The organism is Planktosalinus sp., assembly GCF_059864935.1.
Window position 1 is genome coordinate 1 of the sequence record NZ_JCBCCK010000219.1, and the last position, 3,217, is coordinate 3,217.

The 3,217-nt window shown below is 41.6% G+C and carries 4 protein-coding genes and 1 pseudogene; all 5 read left to right on the forward strand.

The features are described 5' to 3' along the window. Nucleotides 1–154: pseudogene (locus tag AC6F75_RS07710) on the forward strand (elongation factor P); the annotation flags it as partial. A 21-nt stretch (nucleotides 155–175) separates the two neighbouring features. Beyond that, a complete protein-coding gene (locus AC6F75_RS07715; protein ID WP_500714400.1) occupies nucleotides 176–1,117 on the forward strand; it encodes a UDP-3-O-(3-hydroxymyristoyl)glucosamine N-acyltransferase in 942 nt (313 codons plus the stop codon). 11 nt (nucleotides 1,118–1,128) lie between these two features. Further along, nucleotides 1,129–1,539 (forward strand): nuclear transport factor 2 family protein, encoded by a 411-nt coding sequence (locus AC6F75_RS07720; RefSeq protein WP_500714401.1) that lies wholly within the window; start codon nucleotides 1,129–1,131, stop codon nucleotides 1,537–1,539. Nucleotides 1,540–1,596: 57 nt separating this feature from the next. Then, a complete protein-coding gene (sucD, locus tag AC6F75_RS07725; protein WP_500714403.1) occupies nucleotides 1,597–2,469 on the forward strand; it encodes a succinate--CoA ligase subunit alpha in 873 nt (290 codons plus the stop codon). 89 nt (nucleotides 2,470–2,558) lie between these two features. Further along, on the forward strand, nucleotides 2,559–3,217 hold a 659-nt coding region (locus tag AC6F75_RS07730; protein WP_500714404.1), incomplete at its 3' end, for an insulinase family protein.

Sequence of the window (3,217 nt, forward strand, 5' to 3'; positions counted from 1 at the left end):
GCCGGGCATGAAAGGCAACACAGCTACAAATGCCACAAAACCGGCAACAGTTGAAACCGGTGCCATAGTGAATGTACCCTTATTCATCAATGAAGGCGACAAAATTAAAATTGAAACCGATAAAGGAACTTATAAAGAGAGGGTAAAAGAATAATATTTTGATTCGTAAACTACTATGAAATTCAATCCGCCACAAACACTCGAAGACATCGCTAGAATCTTAAACTGTGATTATGTGGGACACGCCGAGTTCCCCGTATTGGGAATGAATGAAATTCACGTGGTGGAACCCGGTGATATCGTGTTTGTAGATCATCCTAAATATTACGAAAAAGCATTAAAATCGGCTGCGACTATTGTTCTAATCAACAAGGAAGTAGAGTGTCCGGAAGGAAAAGCACTGCTGATTTCAGACGACCCTTTCAGGGATTTTAATAAGCTTACCATTCATTTCAATCCGTTTATTGCTTCAAAGGAAAGTATTTCCCCATCAGCATCCATAGGCGAAGGGACAGTTATTCAACCCAATGTATTTATCGGAAACCATGTGAAAATCGGAAAAAATTGTCTGATTCATCCCAATGTCACCATTTATGACAACACCATCATCGGCAACAATGTTACCATCCACGCAGGGACGGTAGTAGGTTCTGATGCTTTTTACTACAAGAATCGCCCTGAAGGTTTTGACAAGCTCATTAGCGGCGGAAGGGTAGTGATTGAAGACAATGTGGACTTAGGCGCAGCCTGTACAATAGACAAAGGCGTTACAGGTGATACGACAATTGGAAAGGGCACTAAAATCGATAATCAGGTGCACGTGGGACACGACACTTTAATCGGAAAAAAATGCCTCATTGCCTCACAAACAGGAATCGCCGGTTGTGTGGTCATAGAAGATGAAGTCACCATTTGGGGACAAGTTGGGGTTACCAGCGGGATTACCATTGGAAAAAAAGCGGTGATTTCAGCACAATCAGGCGTTAGTAAATCACTGGAAGGAGGTAAGTCCTATTTTGGAACACCGGCAGATGATTTTAGAAGTAAATACAAAGAAATTGCATCCATAAAACTGATCCCAAATATACTGGACGACATCAAAAATCTCAAGAAATAACTCATAACCCCATGAACGCCAAAAAACTTGTCAAGGCTTTTTACGATTCAAATTTTGTCAAAGAAACTGATATTGCTGAAATATATTTTCATCCGGAGCTTACTTTAATCTGGAACAGCACCACAGACGGACTTTCTATTTTAAACTATGACGATATGGTGAACTTCTTTGGCGAGGTGAGAAAAAGTTATGCTGATATACGCATCGAATTGAGCCACCTGCTCAGGGACGACAATTTTGTTACTGCACGCTACAAATACTACATCCGCACAGTTGAAAACCCCGATGAAGAGCTCGGGATTGCCTATTTCATAACCATTTGGGAAGTCAAGGACGACAAGCTATACAAAGGCTATCAAATTAGTCAGCCGGTGACAGATAAAGACGATACACAAAAATCCTATCACAGAGTGAAAGTATAATTTTTATACTCGTTATAAAAGTTTATTTTTGCAGTCGAATTCAAAAAAATATACTCAATGAGCGTTTTAGTCAATAAAAATTCCAGAATCATCGTCCAAGGATTTACAGGTAGTGAAGGCACGTTTCATGCCGGACAAATGATTGAATACGAAACCAATGTTGTTGGTGGAGTAACTCCGGGAAAAGGAGGTCAAACTCACCTGGACAAACCTGTTTTCAACACCGTTTCAGAAGCTGTGGAAAAAACCGGTGCCGACACATCCATCATTTTTGTTCCACCGGCCTTTGCCGCCGATGCCATTATGGAAGCTGCCGATGCAGGAATTAAAGTAATCATTACAATTACTGAAGGTATTCCCGTGGCAGATATGATTAAAACAGCTGCTTACATTAAAAATAGAGATTGCAGGCTTGTTGGACCAAACTGCCCCGGAGTGATTACTCCCGATGAAGCCAAAGTCGGAATCATGCCCGGCTTTGTTTTCAAAAAAGGAACTGTGGGTCTGGTTTCAAAATCAGGGACCCTAACCTATGAAGCTGCAGACCAGGTAGTGAAACAAGGTTTGGGTATTACCACCGCTATCGGAATTGGAGGTGACCCCATCATCGGAACCACAACCAAAGAAGCACTTGAACTGCTTATCAATGATGATGAAACCGAATGTGTCGTAATGATTGGCGAAATTGGAGGTCAGTTGGAAGCAGACGCTGCACAATGGTACAAAGAAAGCGGAAGCAAAAAACCCGTAGTTGGTTTTATTGCCGGTGAAACTGCTCCTGCAGGAAGAACAATGGGCCACGCAGGTGCCATTGTGGGTGGAAGCGAAGATACTGCTGCCGCAAAAAAGAAAATCATGAGAGAGCACGGCATTCACGTTGTGGATTCTCCTGCAGAAATTGGTAAAAGGGTTGCGGAACTTTTAGCATAAATAGTAAATTGAATACTATTTTAAAATATAATCCGTTGGTTTACATTAGCTAACGGATTTTTTATTTGTAATTAATAACCAAATATACAATGAACAAAGTTTTACTAATGATGACAGTTGTAGCATTTATTTCGCTTCAAAGCTGTAAAAAACAAGGTGGTGAAAAATTTATTGCCACACACACTGACGCTAACGGCTTCACTTATGAAGTTGTTGAAAATGACCCCACGGGCTTAAGATTGTACACCCTTGACAACGGACTGAAAGTCTACCTAAGCAAAAACAACGACGAGCCTAAAATCCAGACGTATATTGCTGTTAGAGCCGGTTCGGTTTATGACCCGGCTGATAACACAGGGCTTGCTCACTACCTGGAGCATATGGTGTTTAAAGGCACCGATAAAATCGGAACCCAAGAATGGGAAGCTGAAAAAGTCCTTCTTGAAAAGATTTCAGATTTGTATGAGCAACACAAAGCCGAGCAAGACCCTGATAAGAAAAAGGCCATTTACAGGACCATAGACAGTATTTCGCAGGAAGCATCCAAAATTTCTGTAGCCAATGAGTATGACAAAATGGTGAGTGCTTTGGGCGCACAAGGCACCAACGCCTGGACCTGGCACGAAGAAACCGTATATACCAACAGAATTCCTTCAAACGAGCTGGACAAGTGGTTGACCCTCGAAAGTGAGCGTTTCAGTAAGTTGGTGTTAAGATTGTTCCATACTGAATTAGAAGCTGTTTATGA

Bases quoted from the DNA above. Each gene is read 5' to 3' on its own strand.
- AC6F75_RS07720 (WP_500714401.1), top strand. From the start codon at position 1,129: ATGAACGCCAAAAAACTTGTCAAGGCTTTTTACGATTCAAATTTTGTC.
- sucD (WP_500714403.1), top strand. From the start codon at position 1,597: ATGAGCGTTTTAGTCAATAAAAATTCCAGAATCATCGTCCAAGGATTT.
- AC6F75_RS07715 (WP_500714400.1), top strand. From the start codon at position 176: ATGAAATTCAATCCGCCACAAACACTCGAAGACATCGCTAGAATCTTA.